Origin of the sequence: Planctomicrobium stercoris, assembly GCF_051465655.1 — a bacterium.
Lineage (GTDB): Bacteria > Planctomycetota > Planctomycetia > Planctomycetales > Planctomycetaceae > Planctomicrobium.
The window spans coordinates 3,607,830-3,623,623 of sequence record NZ_CP195791.1 but is presented as its reverse complement, the minus strand read 5'-3'; the positions used below and the strand labels follow the sequence as shown (position 1 = coordinate 3,623,623).

Below are 15,794 nucleotides of genomic sequence, written 5' to 3'. Positions count from 1 at the left end.
CACGCCTGAAACGGGGCGAGTCAGAAGGGGCCTGAGCGGCTCGTCCATCTGAAGGTTCCGACAGCCATTCGGGACTATTCACAGCGGCTGGCTTTTCGTACCATCAGTCACGTGACGGCAGACTGAGGGCCAGGGTCTGTCGCCCTGCCGAATCCCCCCACCCTGTTAGTATCCCCTGCATCAATCCTGCTGTCCCGTCCAGACATAGGTTCAGTCTTTTCGCAGACCGGTTTGACTGTGAAGCGTCGATCACGTGGACGCGGGCAAGTGAGAGTGCTCGGATTCCCACCTCGTACGCCTGAGTGAACCATGAGAACCACGAGAATGCGAGCCCTGCTTGGTGCCGCGTTGCTGCCGTGCCTGATCTCTCCTCTCCTGGCAGAAACGTCAAAGACATCGGATGTCTTGTTTGAAAAGGACGTCCGCCCGATTCTCAAAGCAACCTGCTTTCATTGTCACGGAGAATCGTCACCGGCCAAAGGGGGACTCGATCTGCGGCTGGCGAGGTTCGCCATCCGGGGTGGAGAATCCGGGCCCTCTGTCGTGGCAGGAAACAAAGAAGAGAGTCCTCTGTTTCAATATGTCCGCGACGGGGACATGCCCCCCGACAAGGCTCACCGGCTGACTCCTGCTCAAGTCGAATTGATTGGGAAGTGGATTGACTCGGGAGCAAAGACAGCACGGCCAGAACCCGAGTCGATCACCGGGATGCTGATTACCGAAGAAGAGCTGGGGCACTGGGCGTATCAGAAAGTGACTCGCCCTCCCATTCCGAAAGTGAGAGACGCCGAGCGTGTTCGCACCCCGGTGGATGCGTTCCTGTTGGAGAAACTGGAAGAACAGGGTTTCGGCTTTTCGCCTGACGCTCCCGCGGCAAAGTTGATTCGACGCGGCTTTCTGGACCTGACCGGACTTCCACCTTCAATCGAGGAGATCGCAGCCGCCAACACGGACTTCACTCCGGAGAAGTGGGATCAACTTGTTGAGCACCTGTTGGAGTCACCTCATTACGGGGAACGCTGGGGGCGCCATTGGCTGGATGTGGCGGGTTACTCCGATTCGGATGGCTACACAAATGTGGACCGCCAACGGAAACACGCATGGCGTTACAGAGACTACGTCATCCGCAGTTTCAATGAGGACAAGCCGTTTGACCGGTTCATTCTTGAGCAGCTCGCCGGTGATGAACTGATCACATCCCCGCTGGAAAACCTCACGCCGGAGGATGTCGAATTACTGACCGCGACCGGATTTCTGAGGATGGCCCCCGACGGGACGGGAGGCAACGTCGATAATCCGAACGTCGCGCAGCATGACGTCCTCGCCGAGACCTTGAAAATTGTGACGTCCTCTCTGATGGGCCTCACGGTTGGCTGTGCTCAGTGCCATGATCATCGACACGATCCGATCCCGACCCGGGATTATTATCAGCTTCGTGCGATCCTTGAACCGGCCCTCAATACAAAGCAATGGCGGACTCCGCAACAGCGTCTGATCTCCACATACACCGCTGCTGATCGCGAGGAGGCTGCGAGGATAGAAGCGCAGGCAGTGGCGATTGAAGCCGAACGCAAGGCACGTGAAAAGGTCCTCATCGACGCCAGTTTCGCAAAGGAACTGGAAAAACTGCCCGCGGAGGTTCAATCCATCGCTCAAGGGTTACCGAACATTCCCGTTTCCGAACGAACAGAAGAGCAAACCGCGCTTCTCAAGCAATACCCGGCCCTGAATGTCACTGACGGTTCGTTATACCTGTATGATCCGGCAGGAGCCGATGAGCTGAAGAAGATGGCCGAACGGGCTGCCGAAGTTCGAAAAACGAAACCGAAAGAGCACTTCGTTCACGCCCTGACCGAAGCGGGGGAAATTCCGACCAGCTTCGTGTTCTATCGCGGTGACTTCAATCAGCCGACGGAAGAGGTTCACCCTGGCGGACTGACCGTTGTAGCAATGAACCAGAATTTGAACGTGAGTGTCGAAACAGCCGCGGTCGCAGGGCGATCCGGGCGGAGAACGGCGCTCGCCAGATACCTGACTCACCCTGATCATCCCCTCACGGCCCGGGTGCTGGTGAATCGGATCTGGCACCATCATTTTGGCCGCGGCATCGTCGCCACATTGTCCGACTTCGGATCTCTTGGAGCCCAGCCGACTCACCCGGAATTGCTCGACTGGCTGGCGAGCGAATTGATTGACTCTGGCTGGAGCGTGAAACACATCCACCGGCTGATCATGAGATCGTCAGCCTATCGACAGTCTTCCCGACTGCCCGGAGAACTGGAACAGGTCGATCCGGAAAACCTGCTCTACGGAGGGGCTCAAGTCAGACGGATGGATGCCGAAACACTCCGCGATTCTGTCCTCACCATCAGCGGAGCATTAAACACGACCATGTACGGGCCTGCAGTCGAAGTGATCGCGGATCAGACAGGGACATGGGTGCTGGGAATTGAGAACCTGGTGACGGGGTATCCGGGCCCGGTCATCCCACTCAACGGCCGCGAAAATCTCCGCAGCGTTTACGTCGAAGCAAGACGGAGTCGCCCGTATTCGGTTCTGGAACCGTTTGATATGCCCATCATGACGCCCAATTGCGCCGTTCGTCGTACATCCACGGGCAGTCCGCAGTCGCTCATGCTCATTAACAGTCAGTTCATTCTGGATTATTCGAGTCGATTCGCCCGGCAGCTCGAAGCAGCCGCTCCCGGGAATCTGCATACTCAGATCGAGAAGGCGTGGCAGCTTGCGTACTGCCGCACACCCGAACCTTCTGAACTGGCTTCAGCAGAATCCTTTATTCAGGAACAGGCGACTCTGCTGCAGGAACGGCTTTCCCAGATCAACGCTCCCGGAGAGTTGACCCCACAACAGCGTGCTCTCGACAGCTTGTGTCAGATGCTGCTCTGTTCGAATGAGTTCCTGTACGTTGATTAGGATCAGCCTTTAAATGATTGAGAAGCAGGCTCCGAAGAGAGCATTACGTTCAGGGAGACAACATCTCATGGATCATTCGACATGTGGAAGCCGCCGTCATTTTCTGGCGGGGAGTGCAATGGGAATCGGTTCTGTTGCTCTCAACTGGCTGCTACAGCATGACAATGCGTTTGGCAGTCCAGCCAAGCCTCCTCTTGAGCCGGTCGTCTACAACACTCTCCCCAAACCGCCGATGCATGAGCCTCAGGCGAAAGCGATGATCTCGCTGTGGATGCAGGGAGGGCCGAGTCATCACGACCTGTTCGATCCCAAGCCGCTGCTCGACGAGTACGACGGCAAGCCGTATCCCGGAACCGTCGTTTACGACAATGCGGCTCAGGCCAGCTCCAAGGTCTTCGCCTCACCCTGGAAGTTCAAACATCATGGCGAGTGCGGAATGGAGCTCTCAGATCTCATCCCTTACACCGCGCAGGTCGCGGATGACATCTGTCTGATCCGGTCCATGTACACCGGAGTGAACAATCACGGGCAGTCGATTCAGGCTCTTCAGGCGGGACGAGTGGGAGATGGACGGGCCAGCATTGGAAGCTGGATCACCTACGGACTGGGTTGTGAAGCAGACAACCTGCCCGCATTTCTGGCCCTGACAGACCCCGGCATTCTCCCGGTGCTGGGGGTCGAAAACTGGCAAAGCGGATTTCTGCCTTCCGTTTATCAGGGGACGGTGGTGCGGCCCCAGGAGCCCCGGATTCTGAATCTGACTCCTCCCGCTCACGTGGCCGGTGAACCGCAGCAACGCTCCTTGCGGTTCCTCGACGAACTCAATCAGCGTCACGCTGCGAACTATCCAACGTTCAACGACCTGAATGCCCGGATTGCCAGCTACGAACTGGCAGCAAAGATGCAGGTTGCTGCAACGGAAGCACTCGATCTCAGCAAGGAGAGCAAAAGCACGCAGGAGATGTACGGGATGTTTTCAGAAAATCCCGCGACGCGCGAGTATGCCTCCCGCTGCCTTCTGGCCCGTCGATTTATCGAACGCGGGGTTCGATTCGTTCAGATTTACTGCTCGGATCAGGCCTGGGACAGTCACACTGGAATCATTCACTCCCTGCCTGCAGTCTGTGCAAAAGTGGATCAACCGTCTGCGGCTCTCGTGCGAGACCTGAAAGCACGGGGTTTGCTGGACACGACCATCGTTCACTGGGGAGGGGAAATGGGACGCCTCCCCGTGATCCAGAATGACGCGGGAAGAGATGCAATCGGACGCGACCACAACACCTACGGGTTCAGCACGTGGGTGGCGGGCGGCGGGTTTAAAGGAGGACATGTCCACGGCAAGACGGACGAATGGGGGCATCACGCCGTGGAAAACATCGTGCGAAATTATGATTATCACGCCACCGTGATGCATCAATTTGGCATCGACGTGAACGAACAGTCCTACGAGTGGGCACGACGAAAACAGACGTTGATCGATGGCCAGCCGGGTCAGGTGGTCAAGGAAATTCTCCAACGGGTGTAAGACTTCCGCAGTCCACGGAAATGCCCCTGATCCCGGAGTCAGACAGGCCACAGGGGGCTTTATTGATGCCGAGTCTGTGTGATTGCAGCCCGAGGAGTTGCTGACGTCAGGCTGCCGTTGAGTGACGATGTTCGCTCTTCGCAGGTCACGAGTTTCACGTTCAACAGTCCAGAGTATGCACAGTTTCCCATTGGGAAATGTGACTGGCATAGTCGCGCCATTGTTCGCGCTCGAGTTTCAGGTAGGCATCGACGAATTCGTGTCCGAGCCCTTTCGTCAGAACCTGGCTGGATTCCAAAGCGCGGAGGGCGTCCAGGAGGTTATCGGGCAGTCGCTTCAGATCGTTGACGATCGCGGGAGCCTGATAAACATTGACGTCGAGCGGCGGACCGGGGTCGCGGTGATGCTCAATTCCATCCAGTCCCGCTTCGAGAATTGCTGCTGCCATCAGATACGGATTGGCAGCACAATCGGGCAGACGAAGTTCGAAGCGTCCGGCATCGGGAACACGGATCATGTGGGTGCGATTGTTGCCGCCGTAGCTGATCACGTTGGGAGACCATGTGGATCCTGACGACGTGACCGCGGCGCGAATGCGTCGATACGAGTTCACAGTGGGGTTGATCACCGCGCACAACGCTTCGGCCGAATGCATCACTCCCCCGATGAACTGATAGGCCAATGGAGTCAGGCCCAGATTGTCTTCGCTGCTCTGGAAGAGATTCACCCGCCGCTCCCGGTCCCACATCGAGACATGAATATGGCAGCCGTTGCCGGTCAGGTGCGAAAACGGCTTGGGCATGAACGTCGCCCGCAGGCCATGTTTCTCGGCCAGAGTCTTCACCATGAACTTGAAGAACGTCTGCTGGTCCGCGGTTTTGAGGGCCTCCGCATATTTCCAGTTGATTTCAAACTGCCCGTTGGCATCTTCGTGATCGTTCTGGTACGGCTCCCATCCCAGAGCCTCCAACGCGTCACAGATCTCCGAGATGAGATCATAATTGCGGTTGAGTGCCTGCTGGTCGTAGCAGGGCTTGGCCTGAATGTCTCGCGTATCAGCGGGAGAAAGACCGTCAGGAGTCAGTAGAAAAAACTCGCATTCGACTCCCGTTCGCAGCTCGAAACCGCGACTGGCTGCTTTCGCCAAAGACCGTTTGAGCACCTGTCGCGGCGATTGGGCGAGTGGTTCATCATTCATCCATAAGTCTGCCGCCAGCCAGCCAATCTCCGGCTTCCAGGGTAGCTGAGTCAGACTGGCCGGGTCGGGGATGGCGAACAGGTCCGGGTCGGCAGGGGTGAGCCCCAGCCAGGTGGCGAACCCGGCAAAACCTGCTCCTTTTTTGGACATTTCATCGATCGCGCTGGCGGGAACCAGCTTCGCCCGTGACGTCCCAAACAGATCGGAAAAAGAGACCAGAAAGTACCGGATGCCAAGCTGTTCGGCTTGCTGTTGCAGAGTCATGAGATCTCAAGTCATCGAATTCTCCGGGCCGCTCAGGCGCTGAGCAGATCGGCAATGGCAGTTCGCAGAAAGGTTTCGTCAGCTGGGTTCTTCGAGGGATTGCCGGCCCGATGTCCCCAGATGGAAGGAATTGGTCGGAGCTCGGCGTGAGACATCTGTCGGATTTCTGCCTGATTGTCCTCGACAGGGAAGTACAGGTCCGTCTGACAGGGCATCAGAAATGTGCGAGCGCGAATCGAGCGCAGGGCCTGCGGAAGGTCCCCGCGAAATTGATCGTTGTCGCTGATGTCGGACCGCTGCCATGTCTGGATCATCGCGAGCAGGTTGCCGGCATCGCGTCTTAAAAAGCTCGCCTCCCAGTCACGCACCAGAAAATCTTCCAGCGAGGCGTACCCCAGCTCGAGGTACATCTTCTGACGATAGAACGTCTGTGAAAGAGCCCAGCCAGCGTACACGCGGCCAAACGCCCGCAGCCCCCGTTCCGGCTTGCTGACAAACCGTTCACCGTTCCATGCGGGATCGGCTGTGAGTGCTCCTTTCAACCCTTCAAGAAAGACATAGTTGTGCGGAGACGTCTTTGCTGACGTACAAATGGCAGCAATGCGCTGCACACGTTCGGGATGCAATGCCCCCCAGTGCAGTGCCTGTTGTCCTCCCATCGAGTAGCCGTAGACCAGGGCCAGCTGTTCGATTCCAAACTGTTCCCAGAGCAGTTGTCGCTGAGCATTAATATTGTCGAGATGCGTGAACACCGGTTGCTGTGGACCGGTTAATGCCTCCGTGAAATTGCTCGGGGACGAAGACAATCCATTTCCGAACATGTTCGGAATGATGATGAAGTACTGAGTCGGATCCAGAATTCGACCTGGTCCAATCAGCCATTCAATGTCGCAATGGTGAGCACCGTAAGAGGTGGGGTACAAAATGACATTGGATCGCGCAGAGTTCAGTGTTCCATAAGTCTGATACGCGAGACGGGCTTCCTGCAGGACTTGCCCGCTCTGCAGGGGAAAGTCCCGGAGTGTGAAGATCGGGCATGTGGATGGGGAGTTGACCATGGATCAATGCCAAGACGTGAAGATTTTGATGCCCGTCGACGCGCTCCCTATTCCTGACTTCACTTTAACTGCCGCACGATCTCGCGATTCGCCGAGACGTAGCTGGGGGCCAGATGAACCAGCTTTTGCTTGAGTTCGCGGTGGGCCTGTGGCAGACGGAAAAAGGGGATGGAAGGATACAGATGATGCTCAGTGTGAAACGGCATGTTCCACATCAGGAGCCGGACCGGAAAGAGTGTCAGCGTCGTCCGGGTGTTCGTGAGTCCGTTTTCATCCTGACTGCAACCGGTGTGTTCCGCGAGTGTGATGGCCCGCAAAAATGGCTGGGCCAGAATCGCAGGCAGGAACCAGTAGTAAAGGACCTGGTCATACCCTAGCGCAATCGAGACGATCCCAGCCACATAGACAGCCAGCTGCAGGCCTGCTGAGAGTGCAACGGTCTTGCGTCCCTTCTCCGGTATGAACGGATAAGCTTTCGTGCGTCCCAGTGCCAGCTTGAGGAAGAGCCAGGGGCGAGGGAGCCAGAACAGGATCCCGCTGATCTCCAGTATGTACTCAAAGACGTTCCGTGGCTTGGGATCCATCAACTCCGGATCCTTTTCCGGATCCTGGGTAAATCGATGGTGCCACGTGTGGTAGTAGCGATAATACGTGAAGTTATAGAAGCTGAAGAGACCGGAGAGCCAGCCGAAGATTTCGTTGAGAATCCGGCTGTCAAAAGCAGTCCGATGCACGCACTCATGCATGGGGGCGAACATGGTGACAATGGTAAAACCGTGCAAGACCATCGCCGGGATCAGCAGGATCCAGTGCGGCATTGCAAAGTAAACGAGCGTTCCGGTGAGTCCCATCACCCCAAGATGTACGGCATATCGCAAGAGGCCCGATAAGTCGGACCGCTTGCTCAGCGCCCGTACAACTCCGATGTCTAAAGCACTCCGCCCCGCCAAGCCTGATGTCCCCATGTCACGGGGATCGGCGATCATCTCAGATGACATAAATTACCGCTTCTGTGAAATGGCCGTTCACCTGAAAAACAGAGTTCGACCACCGAGCGGAAGTCACTTGCGCGATGACTCCACGACAAAATCGAATAGATGTATATTGTATGCACGCCCCTGGTTCAAGACCAGTTACGACTTGAATTTGATTTTCATCATCAGGCCGAAACCTCCGGAACAGCGAATCCAGATCGATAATCACGACTCAGTAACTGGTTGGCCTGATTGTTGTTATGGAATCGTTCTGTGAGAGGATTCACTTCCAGACTGGGGCCGAATGAAAGGAGGGCGTGATTCATATCAACTCCGTTGGCCGAGAGGTGAGCAGCCATTCGCTGGTAGGCGTCAGTCCAAAGCGGGTCTCCCGACACCTTTTGTTCGATCTGCGTGCCGGTCAGCTGTTCGCCCAGCTGGTGACTGACCGCCCCTGTATGACACAGGGCACTGGAGAGGTGCCCCTGGAGAATGTCCGCATTCAGATCCTCCGCCCGACCGGTCCTAACGGCGTCAAAGAAATTTGCGAAGTGATCTCCACCCCCAGACCAGGACTTTAAAACTCCTCCATCAGGATCATGTGCAGTGGCATCAAAATAGGAAGGAACAAGGACATATCCTTTTTCGCACTGGATGATCACCCCGACTTGAGAGCCTCGAAGGTTGTCCATGCCGGATTGATAGTTCAAATCCTTGTGCGGAAGCCCCCGAGTTTCGAAGATCAGCGGGGCTTTTTCGTATCCGTGATAGACGATCTGGGTGTTAGGAGTATTCCCCGCATCCTCATATCCCAGACGGGCTCCGATACTCATGACACGTGGAGAGATTGCTTCTTCTCCCAGGAACCACCGGGCGATATCCATTTGATGGATCCCTTGGTTCCCCATGTCCCCGTTGCCGGTATTGAAGTCCCAATGCCAGTCGTAGTGAAGCTTGGGACGGTAGAGATCGACCTTGGCTGCTGGGCCGCACCACAGGTCGTAATCGAGTGAGGAGGGAATGGAAATCGGGGCATTGACTTTGCCGATACTCGGCCGCGGGTTATAGCAGGTCCCGATGGCATACTGGATGTTGCCAAGATTTCCTTCCCGGACCCATTTGACCGCTTCCTGCAGGCTGGGGCTGGAGCGGGACTGCGTCCCGCACTGGCAGACTTTGTTCATCTTTCTGGCCCAATTGACGATCTGCCGACCTTCCCAGACATTGTGTGATGCGGGCTTCTCAACATAGACGTGCTTCCCCGCCTGCATGGCGAGAATCGCCTGCAGCGCATGCCAATGGTTGGGAGTGGCAATGCAGACCGCATCCACACGCGGATTATCCAGCGCGCGGCGAAAATCCTGAATGACTTCCGGTGCTCGCCCCTGGCCCTGTTCGACCTGCTGCTGTGTCGATCCGGCCCTCGCGAGATCTGCATCGCACAGATAGAGAATCTCCACCCCATCGCGGCCCACAGTGGAATCAACATGGACCGCCCCGCGAATTCCCATGCCGATCACGGCCACGGCAATCCGCTCGGCAGCACTCCCACCCGGCTTTGACTCCTGAGCACAAAGGAACTCCGGAGCGACCGCCGCACCCGCCGCGACTGCCGCAGCGGATTTCAAGAAATATCTGCGTGAGAGCGACATCGTTGATTCTCGACTTAGAAAGCGATTGGGGATGAACGATTGAGTCTGCGGCGAACTCGCCAATCACCACGAACTAGGAGCGGTTTTGACAATAATCTATCACGTTCCGCAGGCGATAATATGGACTTTCATGAGGTGAAAATCCTGAATCGCCTGCACATGATAGACCAAACTGGTCTAACTCATTTCGCCGTCATCCCAGAACTGGAGTCCAGGACATCTGGAAAACTTCCATTGAAACTGGCCGCAGACGGATTCGGGCAACGCCTTGCCAAGATACGCAAGTGTCAAAGTCCGAAACCACGTTGGAAACATGCCTCCCCCATTGGCTTCTGAAGTCAATTGCGGATGCCCGTACGAGAATCCCTGGCGTCGCATGAAATAGAAGCCGCCATCTTCTACCTGATTGGAAAGAAGCCAGGGTTCGGCGCGCATTAAGGATCTTCCGATCATGCTGCGATTGCTTTTCGAAGTCGCCATCAGACGCGCGAGTGGGTCAATCGAATCGATATCTTCGCAGGCACTGCCGTCCTCTGGTTTCGAACTGTTGTGGACACCACAGCCGAAACTCCCCTGGGAGTTCTGAGTCCTCAGCACCTCGACAATTGCCTTGTCTGCATAGGGAATGGGTTGACGGTCATAGAACCACAGAAGCCAGAAATGGTACGCAGCCTGGACAGCATGAGAAAGTTCCATGGGCTCGCGCAGGTCGAGTGCTCCTACTCCCCACAGGCCGGACTTCGGGTCGCAACGTTCCGTCATCCATTCACGAATGGTTTCCACAGCTGCGCCGCAGCGATCGTTCCCTTGGAAATCACGCGCATACTGCATGATTGTCCCGACATTGAGCACTTCATTCCCGGCCCAGGCCACCTGCTTTCCCCAGTCCCGACCTTCCAGCCAGCGCACAAGATCGTCCCGATTGAGGAACTGGTCGAGCCATCGCATCGGCTTCTTCGCAACGGCGCCCAGACAGGACATCGCGGTGAGGACATGGCAGCTCAGATGCGGACGTCCGCACCAGAGTGGATCATCCGTATACCATCCTTCGCCAAAGATAACAGGATCCCGAAAAAGTCCATCATCATCCTGGTGTGACTGCAGGTAATCGACCCATTCTTCTCTCTGTGCTTCGGTGATTCCTTTCAAGTCGCGATACAGAAGCCGAGTCATGGCAGCATACGACGAACTGTAAAGGGTCGGCTTCGAACTCGCGGCGGCGTACCGGTAACGACCGTAAGCTCCGTCTGTGAACCGCATGGATTCAATGAAATCGAGCGTTCTCTTACGAACGGCATCGATCCCTTGTTTCAGGTCTTCGCCCAAAAGTGCGTGACTCACGCAGGACGTGGATAGTCCGAAAACTGCAGTGCTACGCACCAGATTGCCAAAAAATTCCCGACGAGACAGGGTGTCAGTTGCTTTTGTGTCTGTCGGCATTTCAACTCCTGCATACTCTCGGGAAGGGGGGGGACAACTCTTACTTGGAAGACAAGTTGAAGTCGATCATGTTGTCACCAGACTTGACCGTCGCTGTCAGCTCTGTTTGCGAGTTGTACTTCGCAGGGATCGACTCGGTGAATTTAGGGCGAGAGCCTCTCCCCTCGAAGGATTCGACGGTAGCGCTGGGACGAAATGTGTTGATATTCACTTTGTGGCTCCCGATGACAGCTCCTTTCGTCTCCCCCATGTAGATCAACTCATACTTGCCGTTTTCATCAGTCACTCCGCTCGACATCCGGCCCTCCTGCTGGGGAAGAAATGTGACCATCACTCCAGCAAGAATTTTTCCATCCATTGTCGCCGTCCCCTGGACGCGGCCGAGACCTGGCTGGTCGCTTTTATGACTGCAACCCAGACCCAGCAAGCTAAGCATTCCGAAACAAAAAAGAGATGTCAGATGATGGTTTGGTTTGATGCGCATAGTGAAAATCACCTCGAACAAATTGAAAGCACTTCGCTCGCGACCAGACTGCGTATAACGATAGGGCATCCAAGGCATCTCGCCAACGGACCTGCAGGGGCTGGCGAGATGCCGGATTGATAAGCAGTTACCAGGTGACAAGTCTGCAGAACACTGCGATTTGCACCTTTGACGCATTACGTCGGCAGCCTTCAATTAATAGGGTGCTCCAAACACTTCGCCATCAGCCTTGTTGCCGTATCGTCCGTAGTCCGCGTAAAAGATATTCTGGGACATGAAGATCACGCTTCCATCGGCCAGGGCAAAGTGCGCTCCCCCGACATGTGCACTGCTGAACGCGCGATAGTTTGTGCCATTGATGAGAAATGATCCTGCGGGATACGTATATGGGTCGGGGTGGTTGTAGATCATGGGCGAGATAGCATAGTTCCACTCAGCCACATTGTCGTACGCTCCCATCCACACAAATCCGGAGTACTTGCCCATCGTGGTCACTTCACCGATCATCCCGGTATTGCTCAGCCCATCGGTGACGTCTCGCACACGGACCGCAGGAGCAAAGTCGTTCGAGAACATGCAGTTTGCATGGTCTTCTGTACCGACTGCGACATAGTTCGTTTTCCCGAAGTTCCCCAGTTTGGTGTTCAGTCCACCCATTGGGTCGGAGGGGCATTGGAATGTCGAAATCGGAGTTTTCGCCCCCGGTGCGTCGTTCAGATCTGGACGAAGCCACCATCGCGGTCCGTCGAATCCTTTTTTGGAGGCAATCAGATTGTACAGCCCGGCCTGGTCAATATAGGGCAGGAGCATCGTTCCCCACCCAAGCTGTGTATCGGAGTGGTTAACACTTCCAGCAGGAGCTTTAATGATCCCCTGATCGACAGTGCTGTATCCAAAGGGAAAAACGGAATGCGTGTCGTGGTAGTTATGCATGGCGAGCGCCAGCTGCTTGAGATTATTCTTGCACTGCGATCGTCGGGCGGCCTCCCGGGCTTGCTGCACAGCGGGAAGCAGCAAGGCGATGAGGACCGCAATGATGGCGATGACCACCAGCAATTCAATGAGGGTAAAACCCGTAAGTCGACTGCGGCGAACCATTGTTGACTCCAACTAGAGAAACGAGAAAGAAAGAAGAACTGTTCTGAATTCAGGAGGTGAATAATTTGAGAAATCGACATCGCTTCCAATTTTTTACTTCGGCTCGCTGGCCGTTTCTTTTTTAACGGTCCTGACCCACGCGAGGATATCCGCCACGTCCTGTGGTTGAAGTGCTTCAACGAGATTTTCCGGCATGAGCGAAACATTGCTCGCCTTGATCTCTTCGACATCTTTGCGAAGGATCGTCTGCGATTTCCCTTCAGGTTGCTTCAGGGTAATGCTGCTCGCGGACTCCGCCGCCAGCAGGCCAGAAATGATCCGCCCGTCCGTGCTGACCACGGTATAGGTTCCGTATCCCGCGGTGATCGTGCCGCTGGGATCGATGATGTCCCGAAGGATGGTTTCCTCCGGACGCTTGAATTCCGCAGCCAGATCAGGGCCGACTGCATGTCCGACTCCATGAGCCTGATGGCAGGTTCCACAATGCTTGGCATACAGGGTCGCTCCTCGCGAAAGATCCCGTTCCTGATTCAGAGCAGCGGAATATTTACTGAGAAGCTGCTGAATGTCCCGATCTCTCGCATGAAACAACTGGCTCGCGCGGTCGCGAATATCGGCCTGGTTATGCGTCAACAGGGCCGATCGTTGCACGGCGGACAGGAATGACACCGGAAACGTATTCTCTTCCAGCGCCGAGACCACTGCGGGAAGCCGATCCTGACGGGAGAATACAGCGGTGAGGATGGCGTCGCGTACTTGTGGAGTGCTTTCGCTGATTGTGGTCAGCAGTCCGGCAGAGACTTGAGGATCGTTTTCGCCGGCAATTTCCGAGACTGCAGCGAGACGGTCTTCGACCTTGGCCTGAATATCACGCACTGTGTTCAAGGCTTCGGTGATGCGTGCCAGCCGTTCTTCAGGAGTTTCGATCTGGAGTCTCTGGACCAGTGATTTGCCGACCTCGGCAATTTGGGGATCGTCATGGCGTTCAGTCGCCTTCAAGGCTGCGGATGCCTCTGGGGACAGGGCAATGAGAACCGGGCCTGAGAGCCCAGCTGCCAAACCTTCCCAGCAGAGTCGCTGAAGAGAGAGATCTTCGATCTGTGGCAGAAACGTCAGCAGTGCGGAAAGCTCTTCAGGGTTCTTTCGTGCTGCGACTGCAGCAGCCAGCGGGCTCAGCAGACGTCCGGCGTTCTCTAAAGGTTGATCGGTGAGCAAGAGTTGCAGCATTCGTCCTGCTCGCCCTGAAAGCGAAGTGATGATGGCTGTATCAATCCAGTCCACGTGACCGCTGTTCCGGGCAAGATCAGCCAACGCCGCAATCGCCCGAGGATCTGACGTTTCACCGAGAGACAAGGCGGCCTGCAATGCCACCGACAGGTCTTCGTCTTTCGCGGCCTCAAGGGTGCGGACAAGAATTTCCGGATGGCTATGAAGCCAGGGCTCCCCAAGTCTTAACGCCCGAATACGGATGCCGGCATCTGTCGATGAAAGCGCGGCCAGGACGGTTTCGACTTGCAGTCGATCAAGATTCTCCAGCGTTCCCAGAGCATTGATCACCACTTCCGGGGAATCTGAAGTTTCAACAAGACGAGCGATCGCTGGGGCTTCGGACACCTGTTGCTGCTCCTCCAGCAGTCTCCGTGCAGTCTGACGCCTCCAGAGCCCGGGACTTTGCAACTCTTCGACGAGTTCAGCACCGCTCAGATGAGACATGTCCCGCACTGGCAATGGCTGGGCATCACGATGGGTCAGTTTCCAGATGCGTCCAAAGTCGTTTCCGTTTGTCAGTCCATACTGCTGTTGAAGGTAACGAGGGACAGCGGAATAGTCTTCAATGATTTCGCGATAGAAATCGACGATGTAGATGCAGCCGTCCGGGCCGTGAACCAGGGAGATCGGGTTAAACCACGAATCTTTCGACGCCAGAAACTCAGACTTCTCCTCTTCCGGTGCGCGACTGAGATGAAGTCGGGCTTCCACTCGGCTGAGCAGGGCACGGTGAACCATGTTCTGGGCGGGCTCGCAGGTGAAGATCTGACCATGCAGCCCAGGCAGGACCGTGTCACGATAGACCAGGGGCGAACAGGCTGACGTGAAATATCCATTGGGAGCCGTTTCCACGATCCCGTAGCCATCTGTGTAATACTTCGAGAACCCCGGATCTTCTGCCCTCCGCGTCCGCCAGGGGTGAGGCTTGCTGGCAGGGTACGTCCGCTGGCCTCCTGACCAGATCTCCAGACCTTCGGCAGCGTAATCTGGATTACGACTGAGATATCGCCATGGAATAGGAGCCGCAAAAATTGCCGGGACGGCTGTCGTGACGACGACCCGCTCTCCGCGTTCGGTGAATGCCGCCCCGAATGTGCGGCTGACTCCGAGAATCGGCTCAATCGCAGTCCCGTCAGCCTTGATCCGAAAATCGCTATGGGGCAAGTTGACCGGAGCTGGGAGGTAAGGCCCGGTGATCGTCCCTGCATCACCAGACATGGAGACGGAAATCCACCCATCAGGATCCCACTGCGGAGAGTTGATACTCCGTTCCAGCCCAGACGCCGAAAAACCTTGAAAGAGAACTTCCTGAACCTCCGCCTTGCCATCTCCATCGCGATCGGCCAGAAATAAAATGTCTGTCGTACAGATGGCGATCAGTCCATCTCGCGCGGGACAGATCCCATGACATGGGGGCAAGCGATCTGCAAAGACAACAGCCTGATCCAGGACGCCGTCCCCATCACTGTCTGCCAGACGCTTGATCGTCCCATAGGTACCTGGCCTGGCTGCCTCTTTGGCCTCTTCACTCGCGTGGATTCGTTGAACAACCCTGTCGAGTTCACCAGTCTTATTTAACTCCAGAATGTCATAGTGCCCTTCCAGGTTGTAGCCATGCAGCTCAGAGACAAAGAGTCTTCCCTGAGCATCCCAGCAAATCCCGGATGGTTGCTGAATCAGCGGCTCAGAAGCCACCGATTCCAGATAAAAGCCGTCTGGAAGCTGAACGCTTTTTGCACTCTCGAGAGGCGACATTGGCTTGGGAGCATCGTCGGGTTTCGGAATTTCCGCCGATGCGACATGAGCATAGCTGAGAATTGACGCAACGAGGACACCAGCACAGACACATCGAGTCACTGCCATCTCAATCCTAATCTGGGCGGAACGACATCAGGAGC

General features: G+C 55.9%; 10 protein-coding genes. 2 read left to right on the top strand and 8 right to left on the bottom strand.

Features of this window, described 5'->3' with window-relative positions:
* The first annotated feature begins 309 nt into the window (after positions 1 to 309).
* The gene (locus SH661x_RS14760; RefSeq protein ID WP_437222807.1) at positions 310 to 2,934 is read left to right on the top strand and encodes a PSD1 and planctomycete cytochrome C domain-containing protein; all 2,625 of its coding nucleotides are present in this window, start codon (positions 310 to 312) and stop codon (positions 2,932 to 2,934) included.
* Between the two features lie 67 nt (positions 2,935 to 3,001).
* On the top strand, positions 3,002 to 4,459 hold the full coding sequence (locus SH661x_RS14755) for a DUF1501 domain-containing protein (RefSeq protein WP_437222804.1): 1,458 nt from the start codon (positions 3,002 to 3,004) through the stop codon (positions 4,457 to 4,459).
* Positions 4,460 to 4,619: 160 nt separating this feature from the next.
* On the opposite strand, the gene glnT is transcribed toward SH661x_RS14755, so the two are convergent.
* The 8 genes from glnT to SH661x_RS14715 form a co-directional block, all read right to left on the bottom strand.
* A complete protein-coding gene (gene glnT, locus SH661x_RS14750; protein WP_437222801.1) occupies positions 4,620 to 5,921 on the bottom strand; it encodes a type III glutamate--ammonia ligase in 1,302 nt (433 codons plus the stop codon).
* Between the two features lie 32 nt (positions 5,922 to 5,953).
* Positions 5,954 to 6,979 (bottom strand): alpha/beta fold hydrolase, encoded by a 1,026-nt coding sequence (locus SH661x_RS14745; RefSeq protein ID WP_437222799.1) that lies wholly within the window; start codon positions 6,977 to 6,979, stop codon positions 5,954 to 5,956.
* A gap of 59 nt (positions 6,980 to 7,038) precedes the next feature.
* The gene (locus SH661x_RS14740; RefSeq protein WP_437222796.1) at positions 7,039 to 7,977 is read right to left on the bottom strand and encodes a fatty acid desaturase; all 939 of its coding nucleotides are present in this window, start codon (positions 7,975 to 7,977) and stop codon (positions 7,039 to 7,041) included.
* 161 nt (positions 7,978 to 8,138) lie between these two features.
* A complete protein-coding gene (locus SH661x_RS14735; RefSeq protein WP_437222793.1) occupies positions 8,139 to 9,605 on the bottom strand; it encodes a Gfo/Idh/MocA family protein in 1,467 nt (488 codons plus the stop codon).
* A 177-nt stretch (positions 9,606 to 9,782) separates the two neighbouring features.
* Positions 9,783 to 10,946, bottom strand: coding sequence for a hypothetical protein (locus SH661x_RS14730; protein WP_437222790.1), 1,164 nt, complete (start codon positions 10,944 to 10,946; stop codon positions 9,783 to 9,785).
* A 139-nt stretch (positions 10,947 to 11,085) separates the two neighbouring features.
* Positions 11,086 to 11,403, bottom strand: coding sequence for a carboxypeptidase regulatory-like domain-containing protein (locus tag SH661x_RS14725; RefSeq protein ID WP_437222788.1), 318 nt, complete (start codon positions 11,401 to 11,403; stop codon positions 11,086 to 11,088).
* 321 nt (positions 11,404 to 11,724) lie between these two features.
* Positions 11,725 to 12,627: a DUF1559 family PulG-like putative transporter gene (locus SH661x_RS14720; RefSeq protein WP_437222785.1), complete on the bottom strand. Its 903-nt coding sequence runs from the start codon at positions 12,625 to 12,627 to the stop codon at positions 11,725 to 11,727.
* 93 nt (positions 12,628 to 12,720) lie between these two features.
* Positions 12,721 to 15,759, bottom strand: a complete 3,039-nt coding sequence (locus SH661x_RS14715) for a PVC-type heme-binding CxxCH protein (RefSeq protein ID WP_437222783.1) — start codon at positions 15,757 to 15,759, stop codon at positions 12,721 to 12,723.
* Positions 15,760 to 15,794: the final 35 nt, after the last annotated feature.

Bases quoted from the DNA above. Each gene is read 5' to 3' on its own strand.
- SH661x_RS14760 (WP_437222807.1), top strand. From the start codon at position 310: ATGAGAACCACGAGAATGCGAGCCCTGCTTGGTGCCGCGTTGCTGCCG.
- SH661x_RS14755 (WP_437222804.1), top strand. From the start codon at position 3,002: ATGGATCATTCGACATGTGGAAGCCGCCGTCATTTTCTGGCGGGGAGT.
- glnT (WP_437222801.1), bottom strand. From the start codon at position 5,921: ATGACTCTGCAACAGCAAGCCGAACAGCTTGGCATCCGGTACTTTCTG.
- SH661x_RS14745 (WP_437222799.1), bottom strand. From the start codon at position 6,979: ATGGTCAACTCCCCATCCACATGCCCGATCTTCACACTCCGGGACTTT.
- SH661x_RS14740 (WP_437222796.1), bottom strand. From the start codon at position 7,977: ATGTCATCTGAGATGATCGCCGATCCCCGTGACATGGGGACATCAGGC.
- SH661x_RS14735 (WP_437222793.1), bottom strand. From the start codon at position 9,605: ATGTCGCTCTCACGCAGATATTTCTTGAAATCCGCTGCGGCAGTCGCG.
- SH661x_RS14725 (WP_437222788.1), bottom strand. From the start codon at position 11,403: ATGGATGGAAAAATTCTTGCTGGAGTGATGGTCACATTTCTTCCCCAG.
- SH661x_RS14720 (WP_437222785.1), bottom strand. From the start codon at position 12,627: ATGGTTCGCCGCAGTCGACTTACGGGTTTTACCCTCATTGAATTGCTG.
- SH661x_RS14715 (WP_437222783.1), bottom strand. From the start codon at position 15,759: ATGGCAGTGACTCGATGTGTCTGTGCTGGTGTCCTCGTTGCGTCAATT.